Raw genomic sequence first — 13446 nt, 5'->3', positions numbered from 1 at the left:
CTCACTGTGCCGCGACCGGGGTTTCGCCGGGGCGGGCCGGGGTGCGAGAGGGGCGGTTCTCCGGCACGGCGAGTCGAGCACACGAAGCGCGTAACAGCACATCGGCGCCGCTCGCCGGATCAGCGGCAAGAAGACGATCGGTCTCCACTGCATCTCCTTCAGGAACAACTAGGTGGCTAGTTAGTAAATATTGCAATCAATGGGTAAGGGGCTGTGGGCAGGTATGTATTCCGTTCGTCAGGTCGGCTGCTGTTCCAGCGCTTCGGCCTGCCCGGCGACCACCCCGGTCAAGATGGCACGCGCGGTGGTCAGCAGCTGCGCGACCTGCGGCGAGGTGAGCTCGTAGGTCACCGACAGGCCTTCGCGGCGGCCGGTGATGAGCCCGGCCCGGCGCAGCACCGCCAGCTGCTGGGACAGGTTGGCGGCCTCGATATCCATATCGCCGAGCATTTCCGATACGGCATGCTCGCGCTGACTGAGCAGTTCGAGAACGCGGATGCGCACCGGGTGCCCCAACGTCTTGAAGAACTCCGCCTTCATTTGATACAGGGGCCTGCTCGATCCCGGCATCTCCACCGCCCTTCGCCGATATGCGCGATATCGGAAGTCTGCTGGTTGCATACTTTAGCAAGCAGAAATGAAGGTGATCCGCCGGGTGTCGACTTACCACTGCCGACGGGAGAATTGGTGTGTCACCAGTGATCGGGGCGGCCGGGGCGACCGTGACGGGCAATGGCAAATTGACTTCGGCTCGGTCGGCGGTCGAGACGATCTTTGCGTCGACCTGTCGGCCTCGCTTTTCGAAATGGTGTGGGATGCGGCGTTTCGTAACGACGGCGACCGGTGGGCCGGCGATGGGCGTCCCCCGCGCCGGATCGTGGACCGGGGGACGTCGCCACCCTCGGCGCAAACGGCCCGGCGGGGGCCGGATCAGGCGGTGGCTCGCTCCAGATTGCCGATGATGCGCCCCATCACGTCCATCATCTGGCCGAATTCTTGCTCAGTGACGCCGTCGGCCGATAGCTCACGAAGGCGCGATACCGTGTCGCGGGCGGTCGTATGCGCGGTGCGTCCGGCGTCTGTGAGTGTGTAGTGCCCGGTGGTGTCCCTGCTGATCCATCCGCGGTCGGTGAGGTCGGTGACGACTTCGCTCAGGTTGCCGCTGTCCGTTTCCCAGAACGGTCGTAGTGCGTCGGTGAGCCCGGCATCGTCGATGGGGCCTCGGGCGATGGTATTCAGGGTCTGCCATTGCCGCCGGGAGAGACCGGCGTCGGCGAGTAGCCGGTCGAAGGTCAGCTCGATGAGCTGGTCGAGTCGTTTCACCTGATATCCGATGAGCCGGTTCTCGCTGTTGGATGCCGTATTCGGGGCGGCCGGCTCCTCGGTCGTCCCGCCGCATGCGGCCAGTGGGATGAGCAGGATGGTGAGGACACCGGCTGCCAGGGTGGATCTTCTCATCGGAACTCCTCGGGGTATTGGTTGCGCATCTACATTTACATGTATTCTGACATGTAAATGTAGGTAATATCATGCCTGCGTGGACGATGTCGAGCGGGTAGAACGGGCAATGGTCGCTATCCGGCGCAGGCAGACCCGCCGTGCCCTCGCAAAGGACGATGTTCTCGCCCGGCCTTCCTTCGACGTGCTGGACGCGATCGAGGGGGCGCCGGAACCGACCGTCTCGGCGATAGCGACCGCGCTCGCCGTGGATCAGCCGCGAGCCAGCAAACTCGTAGCTGCCGCCGTCGCCGAAGGGCTGGTCCGCCGGGTGGCCGATCAGGCCGACGGCCGGCGCTCGCTTCTCGTCCTGACCGAATACGGACAGGACCTCCTGGCCCGAGCCCACCGCAGGAGGCGGGAATCGTTCGATGCCGCCATGTCCGGCTGGACGGCCACGGAGCGCACCGAATTCGCCAGGCTGCTGCACCGCTTCGTCGAAGCGATGCCCTGATACCGCCGAGCGCCTCGCCCCTCGGTGGATGAATGTGCCCCGGCGGATTCAGCGAAGGGTCAGGGTGGTCTCGGATTCGACGCGGGTCAGCTTCTGGGGGTTGCGGACGAAGTAGAGGCCGGTGACGCGATCGTCTTCGACTCGGAACGCCATGACCCCGTCGAGTTCGCTGTCCACACGGAAGACGAGTGCCGGGCTGCCGTTGAGCAGGGTCGGGTCGATGGTGATGGCGGCGTCGGTCCTGCCGATGCCGCCGAAGATGTAGCGGACCACCTTCTCGGCGCCGATGACCGGCCGCAACGCGGTCCGCTTGATACCGCCGCCGTCGCTGAGCAGGACGACCTCCGGGGCGAGTACGTCCAGCAGCTCCTGCGGGTTGCCGGATTCGAGGGCCCGCCGGAACGATTCCAGCGCTGCCCGGGTCTCGCTCGCCGAGACCACTGATCGGGGCCGGCGGGCATCGACGTGACCGCGGGCGCGGTGCGCGATCTGCCGCACGGCGGCGGGAGTCCTGTCGACAGCGGCGGCGATCTCGGCGTAGCCGAAATCGAACACCTCGCGCAGTACGAACACGGCACGTTCGGTCGGTGACAGCGTTTCGAGGACGAGCATGAGGGCCATCGACATGCTCTCGGCGAGCTCGATATCGGCGGCCACGTCCGGTGTGGTGAGCAGGGGCTCGGGCAGCCAGGGCCCGACATAGGATTCCTTGCGGCGGTTCATGGTGCGCAGCCGGTTGAGCGATTGCCGGGTCGTGATGCGGACCAGATAGGCGCGCTCGTCGTGCACCTGTTCCAGATCGACCTCGATCCACCGCAGCCAGGTCTCCTGTAGGACGTCTTCGGCGTCGGCCGCCGAGCCGAGCATCTCGTAGGCAACGGTGAACAGCAGATTGCGCTGGGCCAGGAATGCCGCGGTCGCCGGGTCGGTGGCGTGGTCGCTCACTGTGCTGTCCCCATTTCTCGTCGGTAGCGGTGACCGCATATCGGCGGCCACCGCTCGTACTCGCGGGCGCCGCCGGGTACGTCGGACCCGGCTCGCCCGGCGGCCGGCCCGCTACCGGTAACGTGGCCCGGTCAGCGTGCTCAGCGGATGGTCAGCGTCTCGCCGCGGGAGGCCTCCAGCAGTTGCCGGCGCTCGTCATCGCCGACCCAGGTGAGCGAGCCGGGTTCGCGTGCCTCCTTCGCCAGATGCTCGACGGTGTGCTCGCAGACGAACTCCTTGAGCTTCGCACCGGGCCGGCCACTCACGTAGAACCTGTTCGCGGTGTCGTTCCTGGTGGCGAACTGGAAGATCCCGGCGCGCCGTCCGAGGCTTATGCACTGCCCGAAGAAACCCAGGTCGATGGGCTGTGGTTCGGCACCGGAAATCCGCGCCAGGACCGTATCGGCGGCATGGGCGCCGATCCTCGTGGCGGACTGGCAGCTCATCCGGAACGGCAGATCCGACGGTGCCGCCGAATCCCCGGCCGCGACGATGCGCGTATCGCTCACACTCGTCAGGGTCTCGTCGGTGCGCAGGCGCCCCACGGCGTCGGTACTCAGGCCGCTACGGGTGGCCAGATCCGGTACCCCGAATCCTGCCGTCCAGATCGTCACCGTGCTCGGTATCGAGCGGCCGCCACTGAGGTGCACGGCCTCCGGGGCCACTGCCGTCACTGACGCACCGGCGCCTTCCAGCACGGTCACACCGAGTCCGGCCAGCCGCCGGGCCACCGCACGACGCCCCCGCGGATGGAGGTACGGGCCGAGCACCGAACCGCACACCAGGGTGACCCGGCGTCCTTGCTCGGCCAGCTCGGCGGCGATCTCGATACCGGTCGGACCGGCGCCGACCACCGTCACCGCGGCCGTGGCGGGCGCGGCATCGAGGACCGGCCGCAGCCGCCGCACCTCCTCCAGGGTGGCGATCGGATACGCGAACTCGGACGCTCCCCGCACCCGCGCCTCGGCGCTGCAGCTGCCCACCGCGTAGACCAGGTAGTCGTAGCCGATCGTGTGGCCGCCCGCCGATGCCACGGTACGGGCGGTGGGGTCGATCCGGGTCGCGGTGTCGACCAGCAGCCGGACACGCTCGCTCAGCACTTTGCGGTAATCGACGACCGCCGCATGATTGCCGGCCGCCAGCTGGTGCAGGCGGATCCGTTCGACGAATTCCGGGCGCGGGTTGACCAAAGTCACTGCCACGTCGGCGCGCCGCGTGAGGCGGTTGGCCGCCAGCACGCCGGCGTATCCGCCTCCGATCACGACCACATCGATGTTCTCGGCCATGGTGTCTCCTTCCACAAGGGGTCGGTCACCAGACACCGCGGGCGCGATCGCTGTGACAGGGAGTGAGGTGTATCACTCCATGGGCCAGAAGTTGAGACCGAAATGCGCACCCAGCCGGTTCAGCGCTCGCGGGTCGCCGAACACGGCTTCTCCGCTGATGTCTTTGTCCATCGGCTCGATATCACAGAATTGTTCGACACGGCCCGTGGGAATTCCGGTGAGGTAGGTGGCGAAGGTGAGGGAAGCCTCGAAGTGTTCGTCGTCACCGGGATCGGTCGGCCACGATTCGGTGATCCCGTTGGATTCGAACCGGAGCTCCGATTCCATATCGTTCTCGACCAGCCGCACATCGGTGATGGTCACCATGCCGCGACTGCAATCGGCGATGGCCCGGAGTTCCGACTCGTACCACTGCCGCCGTTCCTCCTCGGCGCATCCGCTGATACCGCGGAATGTCTTGTAATCGAAGGTGTAGCGGATCCCTACCTCGCTGAGGAGCTCGCGTACGGCGCTGTGCTCGGTGTCCCCGTAGTAACTCAGTGGCTCGTCGAGTGATTTCGCCAGAAAAGGTTCGCGGGCGGGGAGCTCCGGATCGATGAGGCCGAGTTCGATCATGAGGTCGACGACCTCGCGGACGGTGCGTTCGGAACTCATCGGGCTCTCCTGTGGTGCTTCGGTCCCGGGGATCGTGGCGATCGAAGGCCTCCGCGGGATGGGGACGCGGCCGAGAGTAAGGGCCACCACCGACACGAGAGCCGGATATCGGGGATATCGTGCGGCAACTGCGGGCGCGATCTCCGGAACCGGTGGTGCCGGGGCCGAGAGCGGCCCCGGCGCCGGAGAGGATCAGCGGGCCGCGCGCCCCGACCAGCCGTGATGCTGCGAAACGGTCTTCGGTGCCACCGACGCCACCGGCTCACCGGTGCAGTCGCTGGAGGCGTACAGCAGGAAAGCGCGGCTGCTGCGGTTCTCGACGCGGATATCGCGCGGGAAACCGCTGGCCCAGCACGAATCCAGATCACTCAGTTCGAGCGTGTTGTCCAGAATCACCACTTCCCGTCCATCCCCCGGAAAGGCGGGCAGGGACGAGCCGGTGGGCAGGGCGGAGGCGGCGGGGGCCGCGACGGCCAGCGCGGCGATGACAGCTCCTACGAAAGCGAGAGATTTGTTCTTCACAAATAGCATGCTACGGGCTATCTGCCAGTCTCCCCGAATCCCCTGCTCTGAGCAGGAGTTTCGCCGACTTCCGGACAGGGCTCGCGCGCCGGGTTACCGATCGGTAGAGAAGCTGCACGCCGTGGTTTCTAAAAGGTTATGGTTTTCACTGCGGTGGTTTCAGATGAGGGAATGGAGGCCACGATGCGTCAGGATGCCGAACCCCGGGAACAGTGGGGTTCACGGGCTGGTTTCATTTTCGCGGCGATCGGATCCGCGGTCGGTCTCGGCAATATTTGGCGATTTCCGTATGTCGCCTATGAGAACGGTGGTGGGGCGTTCCTCGTCCCCTACCTGATCGCGCTGCTCACAGCCGGTATCCCGTTACTGGTGCTCGAATATTCGATCGGCCACAAGTTCCGGGCCTCACCACCCCTGGCCTTTCGCCGGCTGGCCAAACCCGCGGCGGCGATCGGCTGGTGGCAGGTGGTGGTGTGTTTCGTGATCGCCACCTACTACGCGGTGATCATCGCGTGGTCGGCGCGCTACGTGGGCTTCTCGATCGGTCAGCAGTGGGGTGAGGACCCCGACGGGTTCTTCGGCCGGTTCGTGGAGCAGTCCGACGGACCCGAATTCGGCACCTCCTACGTGGCCGGTGTCGCGGTGCCGCTCATCGTGGTGTGGGTACTCACCCTGCTGGTGCTCGCGCTGGGGGTGCGGCGCGGTATCGAACGGGCGAGCAGGTTCTTCATTCCGCTGCTGGCGGTGCTGTTCGGGATCCTCGTGATCCGCGCTCTCTTCCTGCCGGGTGCGGCGGACGGCCTGGACGCGTTCTTCTCCCCGGACTGGTCGGCGATCACCGACGGCAAGGTGTGGGTCGCGGCGTACGGGCAGATCTTCTTCTCCCTGTCCGTCGGCTTCGGCATCATGATTACCTACGCGTCGTATCTGCGGCGTAGAGCGGACCTGACCGGGTCGGCGCTGGTGGCCGGTTTCGCCAACAGCTCCTTCGAGATCCTGGCCGGGATCGGTGTTTTCGCCGCTCTGGGATTCATGGCGACCCAGACCGGCGTGGCGGTCGATGAAGTGGCGACCAACGGTGTCGGTTTGGCTTTCGTCGCCTTCCCCGCGATCATCTCCCAGCTCACGGCGGGCGCCGCCTGGTTCGGCGTCCTGTTCTTCGTCTCGTTGATCATCGCCGGCTGGACCTCGCTGATCAGCATCGTGGAAGTGATCATCGCCGCGGTACAGGACCGCACCGGTATGCGACGTGTTCCGGCGGTCCTGATCGTCGGCGGAACCACCGCCGCGGTATCGATCGCGCTGTTCCCCACCCGTGGTGGCCTGTTCCTGCTCGATACGGCGGACCATTTCATCAACTCGTACGGGATCGCCCTGGCCGGGCTGGTCGCGGTGGTGGTCGTGGTCTGGATCCTGCGCAAACTGCCGATGCTGCAACGTCATGTCGACGCGGTATCGGCGGTGCGGCTCGGCAAGGTGTGGACCGTGACGCTGGGGGTCGTCACACCGCTGGTTCTCGGGTGGATGATGATCGACTCGCTGCGCACCGAGTTCGCCGAGAACTACGGTGACTATCCCGGTGATTATCTGGCGGTCGCCGGTTGGGGCCTGGCCGTCGGTGCCATCGTGGTGGGTGTGGTGCTCGCGCTGATCCCATGGCCGGGCGCTGATGAGACCACCACCCCGGCGGAGCCGGTGGGGACGCGGAAGGAGCGGAACTGATGTCCGCGAGTGCGATCATCATGCTGATCATCTCGGTGGTCGTGGTGTGGGGCGGTCTGGCGGGTGCCCTGCTCCTGCTGCGGCGCTTCCCCGAGGTGCCCGAAGACGAGCCGGACGGGTCCGCGGGCCCGTCCGCCTGAGCCGGGACCGGGCCGGCCGGTGGGGCCGGCCGGCCCGGTGCTCACGATATGCTGCGGCCGGGGCGGGCCGCGGCCTGCCGGAAGGGCCGGCGACGCCGCGGCGCAGGCCGCCCGCGGCCGGGCCGCGTCAGCTGTTTCCGGCCCACGAACGTCCGAGGAACGCGGCCAGTTGTTCGGTGGGGCCCGCCTCCGCCCGCGGCTCGACGACGGCTCCGAACGGTGCTCCGGAACCACGGAACCCGCCGGAGAGCGCCTGTTCGGCTACGGCACGGGCCTTGGCGACCAGCGCCGGGTCGGCCTCGGCCGGCTGTCCGGTGGCCACCGCCAGGTCCCAGCCGTGCGCGACGGTTTCCATCAGGTATCCACCGACGGCGAGCCCGCCGGGAGCCGCGCCCCAGGGCGCGGTGAGCGTGCGGGTCAACAGGGTGTCGTCGGACCACCGGTCGAGGGCGGCGATCGCCCGTTCCAGGTAGTCTTCGCCGGGGCGGTTCTCGTCGATATCGGCGTGGGCGGGCAGCGGCCGGGGGTCCGCGCCGGTGGCGGTGGCCGCGATCTTGGCCGGGTGGCAGGAGAGATGCCGCAGAAGGGCGCGCACGTCGTAGTCCGGGCAGGGCGTCGGAGCGGTCCATCCGTCGGGGCCGACCCCGGTCATGAGGCCGGCCACCCACTCGTGGGCCGCGGCGAGATCAGCTCGGAAATCCGGAATTCGTGTCATGACATCAGTCTGTGGCCCATCAGGTGACATCTGATGTCGCCTTTCCGTGGGAACCTGAAGAAATGCGTGCGGACCGGCTGCTCCAGATCGTCCACTTGTTACGGCGGCACGGCAGGATGAGCTCCGCGGAGCTGGCCCGTCGCCTCGAAGTGACCAAGCGGACCGTATTACGTGATATGGATGCGCTCTCGGCCGCCGGTATCCCGGTGTACGCCGAACGCGGCCGGGGTGGGGGATTCGCCCTGGTGCCGGGCTTCGAACCGGATGTGGAACAGCTCACCGCCGCCGAGACTCGCGCCCTCTTCGTCGCCGGCGGGCGAAACGCGGCCGAGGCGCTCGGTCTGGGCGGCTCGTTCCGCAGCGCGCTCCGCAAGTTGTCCACCGCTCTACCCGATGAGCAGCACCGGTTGGTCACGCACGTACAAGAACGGATCGTGCTCGACGCCGGCGGGTGGCATCGCGACCCCGCCGCGCCGACCGCGCTGGCCGATATCCAGGCCGCGGTGCTGGACGACGAACGAATCCGCATCCGCTACCGGTCGAAAACCGCCGCCGCGCCGGGGGAACGCACCGTCGATCCCTGGGGCCTGCTCCAGGTCGGAACCATCTGGTACCTCGTCGCCGCACACCGGGGGCGCCCCCGCAGCTACCGCATTTCCCGGATCGGTGCGGTGCGCCGCCTGGGCGAACCCAGCCGCCGGCCCCCCGATCTGGATCTCCGGCAGGTGTGGCAGCGGATGCGCGACGATTTCCGCCGAGCCCCCTCGACCGAGATCGTGCTGCGTATCCACGGTCCGCGACTTCCGATGGTGTTACGGTCGCTTTCGGTGACCGCGCTCGACCAGCCACAGCGGACCGTGGACGATCCGGATCTGCACAGCGTCCGGGTGCGCAGCCTCGAGGCGGCGGCCGCCATGCTGGTGGGTTTCGGCAGCGAGGTCGATGTCATCGCGCCGGAGGAGTTGCGTCGCGGAATCGTCGCGATCGCGGAGGAGGCACGCGAGCATCATGGTGAGAGGTCGCCTGTTCCCGAGCGGTGACGGCCGATGCGGAACGGATTCGTGGGCCGGATCCGCTGCTGTCCCGGATCTCCGCTGCCGGTGGCGGAGGTCGCGGTCGGTTCCGGGAGCGCTGTTCGGCGGTATCGAGTGCGGGAACGAGAATTCCGAGCGCATCGCGCGGCGGATCCGGTAGCGCACCGGCGGTGACGGCGAGACCGCTGTGCGCGGCAAGGGGTCGCAGCCATTGTTCGAGGGCGACCCGCACCGCGGCGGTGATACCGGCCGCGAGGACCCGTGCGTCGGGTCACCGCCACGGTTGCAGCAGCCGTTTCGCCTCCGCGGCGAGCGCGTACTGCAGGAACGGCCCGAAACTCACGCGTGCCGCCCCGGCTTCGGCGAAATAGGCCGGACTGCCCTGCTCCGGCAGGGTGACCGCGTTGACCGGCAGCGGCAGCTCGGCGCACAGCCGGCTCAGGATCTCCGGACCGTAGCGACCGACCGGATACAGCACATCGGCGCCCGCCGCGGCGGCCAGCCGCAGCCGCTCGACCGCCGGTTCCACCAGCTCGGCCGGGTCGCCCGAGGCTTTGAGCAGGAGATCGGTGCGGGCATTGACCACGACGTGCACACCGGTACCGTCGGCCGCCTGCCGCAACCGGCCGACGAGATCGGCGTGTTCCTGCGGCTCGCGCATCCGCCCGCCCTCGCTGTGCACGGTGTCCTCGATATTGAATCCGACACCACCGGCCGCCACCAGCCCTTCCACGAGCTCCGTCGGCTCCACGCCGTACCCGGATTCGACATCGACCGATACCGGTATGTCCACGGCCGAGGTGATCTCCCGGACCCGGGCCAGCACCTCGGCGAAGGCCATCCCTTCCTGGTCGGGTTTGCCGACGGAATTGGCCAGTGGATGGCTGCCGACCGTGAGTGCCGGAAAACCGGCCTCTTGGACGAGCTCTGCCGACCAGGCATCCCAGACGGTGGGCAGGATCACCGGATCACCGGGACGGTGGAGTTCGAGGAACGTGGCAGCTTTTTCGTGCAGGGTGGTCACCGCGCCGATCCTGCCGTAACACGGGGCGATTCGCATCGCTCTGCCGCGTGTCGGCAGGTGTGGCAACAAGGCCCGTGGCGGGTGGAAGCGCTCGGCTGTGACGGCCGGGCCGGCGGCCGGAACCACCGCCCGGCCCGAGGCGTATCGCAACGCCACCCGGCGATACCGGTGCCGAACTCAGGATTCGGTGATGACAGGCAGGCCCGCGGCCTTCCATGCCTGGAATCCGCCTACGACATCCGTAGTGCGTCCCGGGCGCGTTCGACCTCGGGCTGGTTCGAGCCGAGAACGGTGACGGTCGGGAGAATTTCGCCCGTGATCGCGGGCCCCGCGACGAAAGGGGCGTTGTCGCTGCGACAACCGGTTGCGGTTCCGGTCCGGCGACTGTTCGCCCGGGTCCGGACCATCGGGCTCACCGGGGCGCCGTGACGTGCTGGTTCCGATTCCCGGCGGACCGACGGGTATTCGCTGCCCCGCAGGGGTCGTAGTGTCGTCGCTCGTGACCGAACTCTCCTCGCCCCCTCGCACCCCGGCGGATGCCTACGATGCCGTTGCCGTCCAGTACGCCGGCCTCGTTCACGATTCGCTTGCCGGCCTTCCGCTGGATCGCGCGGTACTCGCCGCGTTCGCCGATCTCGTACGAACCGCAGGTCCGGGTACGGTGGCCGATCTCGGCTGCGGTCCCGGATATATGACCGCGCATTTGCGAGACCTGGGCCTGGACGTGTTCGGTGTCGACCTGTCCCCCGCGATGATCGATATCGCCCGCGCGACGTACCCGCGGCTGCGGTTCGAGGTCGGTTCCATGGATGATCTGGAGTCGGCCGACGGCGCACTGCGGGGCATCGTGTCCTGGTACTCGATCATCCATACTCCACCACGGGCTCTGCCCGCGTACTTCGCCGAATTCCGGCGGGTGCTCGCGCCCGGTGGTCACCTCGTGCTGGCGTTCTTCGAGTCGGAGAACGGGCCGGTCAGCGTATTCGACCACAAGGTGACGGCGGCCTACCGGTGGCCGATCGACGAGCTGGCGACGCTGGCCGGGGAAGCCGGATTCGTCGAGATCGGCCGGATATTGCGGGAGCCGCTCGAGGGTGAACGGTTCCGCCGGGGCCATCTACTGATGCGGCGGGGCTCGTAGGAGCCGCGTGACCGATCCGGCGCGCCACGCGCCCGGCTGTGGCCGCACGTCACCCTCGCCGAGCTCGACGGGGCCCGCCGGCTCGACCGGGACCGTTGGCATGCCGGGTGGTCCGATGTCTTGGTCCTGCCTCGAACTGTTCGGTCGTTGACGCTATGAAACGAGAATCGTATCCTCGTTGCATGGCGGAGGGTTACGACGAGGTGGACGAGAAGATCATGGACGCCGCGCTGGAGAGGATCCTGCAGGTCGGTATCCGCCGCTCCAGTCTGGAAGACATCGCGCGTCGCGCCGGGATCAACCGGATCACCATCCACCGGCGGTTCTCCGGTAAGGACAATCTCGTCGAGGCGGTGATCGAACGCGAAACCCGGCGCATGCTGGCCGAGGTCACCACGATCGCCGCCACCGCCGAAGAGGTGGACGCCCAGATCGAGGAGACCACACTGCACGTGCTGCTGCAGACCCGCATCCACCGGTTGGTCACCCACCTGCTGCGGGTCGCCCCGGAAGAGGCCCTCGGTTTCTACACGGTGCGGGGCGAGCATCTGGTCGGCCTCGGTATCGACTACATCTCCGGCATGCTCACCCACGCCCAGAACGCCGGCCTGATCGACCACTACGACCCCCGTCCGGTCGCGGAACTGGTCGCCCGCCTCGCCCACTCGCTGATGCTCACCCCCGGCAACAGCGGCGGCACCGATTTCACCGATCCCGAACAAGCCCGTGCTTTCGTCCGCACCACCATCGTGCCGCTGATGAAGCACGGTCTTCCCGCCCCGCCCCAGGGGGATACCGCTGACAATCACCGCCGTTCCCGCACGTCATCCCGACCGGCCCTGTAAAGCCCCGGGCCTGGGCCCTTTCGCCGTACTGCTCGGCATCGGCGGGCCCTCTCCGGGGCGGTCATCGATTCTGGTCTTCGGTTGTCTCGGGCCGGGGTGTCAGCGCAGCGCTGCGGTGACGGCGCCGTACATGGTGGTTTTGATGGCGGCCAGGGTGGCGGGGTTCTTACCGATGATGGGGGTGAGGCGGTCGACGGCGGCGGCTCGGAGTCCGGCTTCGGGGGCGGTGGCGTCGACGAGCCCGGCGGCCAGCGCGTCCGGGCCGCCGAAGCGGTGGCCGGTGGTCATGGCGGTCACCGCGGCCTGCGGGCCGAGCTTGGCCTGGATGAGGGCGGCCATACCGGGGGTGAAGGGGATATCGATATCGACCTCGGGGAAGCAGTAGTAGCCGCGGTCCTCGCGCATGACGCGGAAATCGTGGGCGGTGGCCAGCATGGCGCCGGCGCCGAATGCGTGACCGTTGACAGCGGCCAGGGTGGGGAGCGGGAAGGTGAGGATGCGGGCGAACAGTTCCTGGACGCGGGAAACGTACCATTCGGTGCGGTCGCCGTGGGCCATCAGCCATTCGAGATCCAGGCCGTTGGAGTAGAACTTGCCGCTACCGGTGGTGATGAGGCCCTGGGCGTCTCGTTCGATGGTGTCGAGGTGGGCCTCGATGGTATCGAGCCAGTCCGGTGAGAACCGGTTCTCGTCCTCGCCGAGGGTGAGTACGGCGATCTTGTCCTGGTAGTGCAGGTTCGCGGTCATGGTGTTGCCTTTCGCTTCGTGGTGTCCGGGGTGCCGCCGCGGGGTCGCGGCGGTGGCAGGGGTTGGGCCAGTACGGCGCGGACCGCGGCCGCGAGGCGGCGGCGTACCGCGGGATCGGGGGTTCGCCGGCCTCGCAGCAGCAGTGCGGTGGGTAGTTCCACCACGCACTCCCGGATGACCGCGACGGCTTCGTGATCGGCGCGGTCGAATACGCGGTGGGCCGAATCGACGAACAGTTCGATCAGGAATCGGTCGAGCCGGCGGAGTTCCTCGGCGATATCACCGGGCAGCTCGCCGGCGCCGAGGAGTTCCTCCCGGGACACGGTCAGCAGGAAGCGGCCCGAGAGCGGTTGCCGGAGCAGGAATTCGGCGGGGGCGTCGGCGGCGGCGACAACCGCCTCGACCGCGTGCGCGGGGGTGGCGCCCGCGGACCATTCGCGCTCGACCGCCTGGCGTTGTAGTGCGAGGAAGCGCTGTGCGGCGCGCAGCCAGATGCGGCCCATCAGCCCGGCGCGGGACCCGAAAGCGTGATAGATCGCCCCGTTGGACACCGCGGTCGCCGACGAGAGCGCCCGGACGGTGACCGCGGCCGGTCCGGAGTCCACGGCCATGCGCTCGGCGGTATCCATCAACTGCTCGAGGTCGTGTGTTCGCGGGCGGGGCATGCCCGCAGAATAACAG

The 13446-nt window shown here is 67.9% G+C and carries 17 protein-coding genes; 6 read left to right on the top strand and 11 right to left on the bottom strand.

Annotated elements, in window-relative coordinates; all coding sequences use genetic code 11:
• Position 1: 1 nt before the first annotated feature.
• The 3 genes from ACYR7D_RS27690 to ACYR7D_RS27680 form a co-directional block, all read right to left on the bottom strand.
• Positions 2 to 148, bottom strand: coding sequence for a hypothetical protein (locus tag ACYR7D_RS27690; RefSeq protein WP_459547439.1), 147 nt, complete (start codon positions 146 to 148; stop codon positions 2 to 4).
• Between the two features lie 89 nt (positions 149 to 237).
• Positions 238 to 570, bottom strand: coding sequence for an ArsR/SmtB family transcription factor (locus tag ACYR7D_RS27685; RefSeq protein WP_459547438.1), 333 nt, complete (start codon positions 568 to 570; stop codon positions 238 to 240).
• 360 nt (positions 571 to 930) lie between these two features.
• The gene (locus tag ACYR7D_RS27680) at positions 931 to 1458 is read right to left on the bottom strand and encodes a MarR family winged helix-turn-helix transcriptional regulator (protein WP_459547437.1); all 528 of its coding nucleotides are present in this window, start codon (positions 1456 to 1458) and stop codon (positions 931 to 933) included.
• Positions 1459 to 1537: 79 nt separating this feature from the next.
• Here ACYR7D_RS27680 and ACYR7D_RS27675 point away from each other — a divergent pair, with 79 nt between their 5' ends.
• On the top strand, positions 1538 to 1951 hold the full coding sequence (locus ACYR7D_RS27675; RefSeq protein WP_459547436.1) for a MarR family winged helix-turn-helix transcriptional regulator: 414 nt from the start codon (positions 1538 to 1540) through the stop codon (positions 1949 to 1951).
• A 48-nt stretch (positions 1952 to 1999) separates the two neighbouring features.
• Here the strand turns inward: ACYR7D_RS27675 and ACYR7D_RS27670 are convergent, their stop codons facing one another.
• From ACYR7D_RS27670 to ACYR7D_RS27655, 4 genes are all read right to left on the bottom strand, one after another.
• The gene (locus ACYR7D_RS27670) at positions 2000 to 2935 is read right to left on the bottom strand and encodes an RNA polymerase sigma-70 factor (protein ID WP_459547435.1); all 936 of its coding nucleotides are present in this window, start codon (positions 2933 to 2935) and stop codon (positions 2000 to 2002) included.
• A 101-nt stretch (positions 2936 to 3036) separates the two neighbouring features.
• Positions 3037 to 4221, bottom strand: coding sequence for an NAD(P)/FAD-dependent oxidoreductase (locus ACYR7D_RS27665; protein WP_459547434.1), 1185 nt, complete (start codon positions 4219 to 4221; stop codon positions 3037 to 3039).
• Positions 4222 to 4293: 72 nt separating this feature from the next.
• Positions 4294 to 4875 (bottom strand): hypothetical protein, encoded by a 582-nt coding sequence (locus tag ACYR7D_RS27660; protein WP_459547433.1) that lies wholly within the window; start codon positions 4873 to 4875, stop codon positions 4294 to 4296.
• A 192-nt stretch (positions 4876 to 5067) separates the two neighbouring features.
• Positions 5068 to 5397, bottom strand: a complete 330-nt coding sequence (locus tag ACYR7D_RS27655) for a hypothetical protein (RefSeq protein WP_459547432.1) — start codon at positions 5395 to 5397, stop codon at positions 5068 to 5070.
• A 183-nt stretch (positions 5398 to 5580) separates the two neighbouring features.
• Between ACYR7D_RS27655 and ACYR7D_RS27650 the strand changes: the two genes are divergently transcribed.
• Together ACYR7D_RS27650 and ACYR7D_RS27645 are read left to right on the top strand one after the other, a co-directional pair.
• The gene (locus ACYR7D_RS27650; RefSeq protein WP_459547431.1) at positions 5581 to 7119 is read left to right on the top strand and encodes a sodium-dependent transporter; all 1539 of its coding nucleotides are present in this window, start codon (positions 5581 to 5583) and stop codon (positions 7117 to 7119) included.
• A complete protein-coding gene (locus tag ACYR7D_RS27645) occupies positions 7119 to 7259 on the top strand; it encodes a methionine/alanine import family NSS transporter small subunit (RefSeq protein ID WP_459547430.1) in 141 nt (46 codons plus the stop codon). The genes ACYR7D_RS27650 and ACYR7D_RS27645 overlap by 1 nt, the downstream gene beginning before the upstream one ends.
• Positions 7260 to 7386: 127 nt before the next feature.
• Here ACYR7D_RS27645 and ACYR7D_RS27640 read toward each other — a convergent pair whose 3' ends face one another.
• Positions 7387 to 7974 (bottom strand): TIGR03086 family metal-binding protein, encoded by a 588-nt coding sequence (locus ACYR7D_RS27640; protein WP_459547429.1) that lies wholly within the window; start codon positions 7972 to 7974, stop codon positions 7387 to 7389.
• A 62-nt stretch (positions 7975 to 8036) separates the two neighbouring features.
• Between ACYR7D_RS27640 and ACYR7D_RS27635 the strand changes: the two genes are divergently transcribed.
• A complete protein-coding gene (locus tag ACYR7D_RS27635) occupies positions 8037 to 9014 on the top strand; it encodes a helix-turn-helix transcriptional regulator (protein ID WP_459547428.1) in 978 nt (325 codons plus the stop codon).
• A gap of 265 nt (positions 9015 to 9279) precedes the next feature.
• Here ACYR7D_RS27635 and ACYR7D_RS27630 read toward each other — a convergent pair whose 3' ends face one another.
• Positions 9280 to 10032, bottom strand: coding sequence for an isocitrate lyase/PEP mutase family protein (locus ACYR7D_RS27630; RefSeq protein WP_459547427.1), 753 nt, complete (start codon positions 10030 to 10032; stop codon positions 9280 to 9282).
• Positions 10033 to 10531: 499 nt separating this feature from the next.
• Between ACYR7D_RS27630 and ACYR7D_RS27625 the strand changes: the two genes are divergently transcribed.
• Entirely contained in the window at positions 10532 to 11173 is a 642-nt protein-coding gene (locus ACYR7D_RS27625) for a class I SAM-dependent DNA methyltransferase (RefSeq protein ID WP_459547426.1), read from the top strand.
• A 182-nt stretch (positions 11174 to 11355) separates the two neighbouring features.
• Positions 11356 to 12018, top strand: a complete 663-nt coding sequence (locus tag ACYR7D_RS27620) for a TetR/AcrR family transcriptional regulator (protein WP_459547425.1) — start codon at positions 11356 to 11358, stop codon at positions 12016 to 12018.
• A gap of 99 nt (positions 12019 to 12117) precedes the next feature.
• Here the strand turns inward: ACYR7D_RS27620 and ACYR7D_RS27615 are convergent, their stop codons facing one another.
• Both ACYR7D_RS27615 and ACYR7D_RS27610 read right to left on the bottom strand, forming a co-directional pair.
• Complete coding sequence (locus ACYR7D_RS27615; protein WP_459547424.1) at positions 12118 to 12765, bottom strand: enoyl-CoA hydratase/isomerase family protein; 648 nt, start codon at positions 12763 to 12765, stop codon at positions 12118 to 12120.
• Positions 12762 to 13430: a TetR/AcrR family transcriptional regulator gene (locus ACYR7D_RS27610; RefSeq protein WP_459547423.1), complete on the bottom strand. Its 669-nt coding sequence runs from the start codon at positions 13428 to 13430 to the stop codon at positions 12762 to 12764. Before ACYR7D_RS27610 ends, ACYR7D_RS27615 begins: the two co-directional genes overlap by 4 nt.
• Between the last annotated feature and the right edge of the window lie 16 nt (positions 13431 to 13446).

This window comes from Nocardia sp. X0981, from assembly GCF_977089955.1.
Note: the sequence above shows the minus strand (reverse complement) of the source record. Positions and strands in the feature narration are given on the sequence as shown.